General features: G+C 36.4%; 2 protein-coding genes and 1 rRNA gene. 2 read left to right on the top strand and 1 reads right to left on the bottom strand.

From position 1 onward, the window contains the following. Nucleotides 1-53: 53 nt before the first annotated feature. Complete coding sequence (gene pdaB / locus D1B32_RS23420; protein WP_118890502.1) at nt 54-881, bottom strand: polysaccharide deacetylase family sporulation protein PdaB; 828 nt, start codon at nt 879-881, stop codon at nt 54-56. A 507-nt stretch (nt 882-1,388) separates the two neighbouring features. Here pdaB and D1B32_RS23415 point away from each other — a divergent pair. Continuing rightward, on the top strand, nt 1,389-1,610 hold the full coding sequence (locus D1B32_RS23415) for a hypothetical protein (RefSeq protein WP_095313377.1): 222 nt from the start codon (nt 1,389-1,391) through the stop codon (nt 1,608-1,610). A gap of 430 nt (nt 1,611-2,040) precedes the next feature. Further along, nucleotides 2,041-2,263: ribosomal RNA gene (locus tag D1B32_RS23410) — 16S ribosomal RNA — on the top strand; the annotation flags it as partial.

Raw genomic sequence — 2,263 nt, 5'->3', positions numbered from 1 at the left:
TGGGAGGGTGGTCATATCCAAAACTGGGCAATGGTTATGAACCAACTTCTTCTTCAAGTTGAGCTAAAAGATAGAGTGTTAAAGTACCTTGAGTAAGAGGGACTTACACACTTTATTTGACAAACCCCAACTGGATTGGTTTCAGCATGTGCTTGGTTGATTAATTCAGAAATTGTTACAGGCTGGAATCCTTTATTTTTTAACCCAGGCAAAATCGTTTTTAGAGCATCTGCTGTTTGTTTAGCGGCATCAGAAGCATGGAATAAGATAATATCCCCGTTGCTTGTATCTTTCATTACCTTATCAACAATTACAGAAGTTCCTGGGTTTTCCCAATCATTCGGGTTAATGTTCCAATGAATCACCTCAAAATCCAAACTTTCTGCCAGCTCCATAACTTCTTCATTGAAATGCCCACTAGGTGTTCGTAATAGGTTAACATCCTCATATCCGAGTTTGTTGAAAATATCACGAGCATAAAGCAAATCCTTTCTTACTTGTTCAATTTCCTGATCCAGGTAGCTTTTATATCGATAACCCATCATTCCTAACTCATGCTCACCTTCTGAAATTTGTTCCAGTATTTTCGGATGACGTTCTGCCCATTCACCACTGACAAAAAATGTTGCTTGTACATTTTCATTTTTAAGCTGATCCAAAATGTCCAATACTCTTTCTTCGCCCCAACTAATGTTAAATGTTAATGCGATAGCGGGTTCATCTTCGTTTCCCTTTGAAAGAGCGGTTGGTTTCTCATTAGAAAAAACAGAAATAACTGCATCCCTTTGTGTCCATATAAATAATGATGTAAAAAGTGCAAGCGCAATAATAATAATTAGGCTTTTCCGCCGTCTTAAGCCGATAGCATAAAAATGATCCATAATTTCTCCTCCATTTTCTCCATTGACTCTTACTATTATGTTTATGAGCAGTGATGAGAAATATGAACAAGCCTTAGGATTTCTTATGCATTAACGAACTGTACTACAACTCCATTAAGCATAAGAGAGATAAAACGTGAATGTTTGTAAGGGGCTTATGTTCAGTGAAGGAGGAAGTGAACCCCATAACTGAATGTATTTTCACTTTCTAAGAAAATCGATAGTTGAAGAATTTAGCAAAAAAAGGGATGAAAATAGTGGAAATAGGGGAATAGTAAGTTTAACAAAAGATACCGTGCTTGATGATGTTCGAGAAATACCGCCTTGATACGGGTGAAGATAACAACAACCGACAAAATTCACTCTGAGCGACGAATGGTTGTAATGTACCTTTTCTGAAAATAAGTTATGTTTTTGGCAAAGGGATTTAGTGATGAATGGTAGTAATTGAACGATGACACAGCTGCAAAGCTGTCTAGATAGTAGAGAGGTTATGAGGTGAATGAGATGTTGGGCTTATTGATTAATGAAATGGAACAAAAAGAGATTGAATACTTATTAAAAAGAGAGCTTGAAGAGTTACTATTAGATATGGGGGACAGTAGAATTGATCATATGGTTAAACGGGCGATGAGAGAAAGATACCGTAATCTTTTTCAATTACTTCGTCGTGTAGCCAGTGAACAGGAATGTGTGAAATACATGCCAAAGCGACAAGAAAATCAGTAATTGTAAAGCTCCTCACATTGAACTCGTCGTTAAGTATGTGAGGAGTATTCATTTATAAGGTTGACGCTGGGTGTAAGTCATGCTGAATGAATATTTATTGTGGCAATAATGTAAACTAAAAATAAAAACTAATCATAATTATTGTTTTTTTATTTTACCTATTGCTCAACTGTTTTTATTATGCTATATTAAATTCTGTTGTCGCTTAATAAAACAATTTCTGGAAAACAGAAAAAAGTTTTTTTGCAAAAACATGTTGACAACAATTTGATACCATGTTATATTATATCTCGTCGCTAAAAAACGACATTATAACAAATTGATCTTTGAAAACTGAACAAAACAACCAGTATGTCAAGAAAAAGGAAACTCGTTTTTCTTTTTAAAACAAGTAGAAGTCAGCTTCTACAAAAGCTAAGTATCACAAACTTTTATGGAGAGTTTGATCTTGGCTCAGGACGAACGCTGGCGGCGTGCCTAATACATGCAAGTCGAGCGCAGGAAATAAACAGAACCCTTCGGGGTAATGTTTATGGAATGAGCGGCGGACGGGTGAGTAACACGTGGGCAACCTGCCTGTAAGATCGGGATAACTCGCGGAAACGTGAGCTAATACCGGATAACACTTTTCATCTCATGGTGAGAAGATAAAA

The organism is Oceanobacillus profundus (genome assembly GCF_003515705.1).
GTDB classification, from domain to species: domain Bacteria; phylum Bacillota; class Bacilli; order Bacillales; family Amphibacillaceae; genus Oceanobacillus; species Oceanobacillus profundus.
This window is presented reverse-complemented; position numbering and strand designations above follow the sequence as displayed.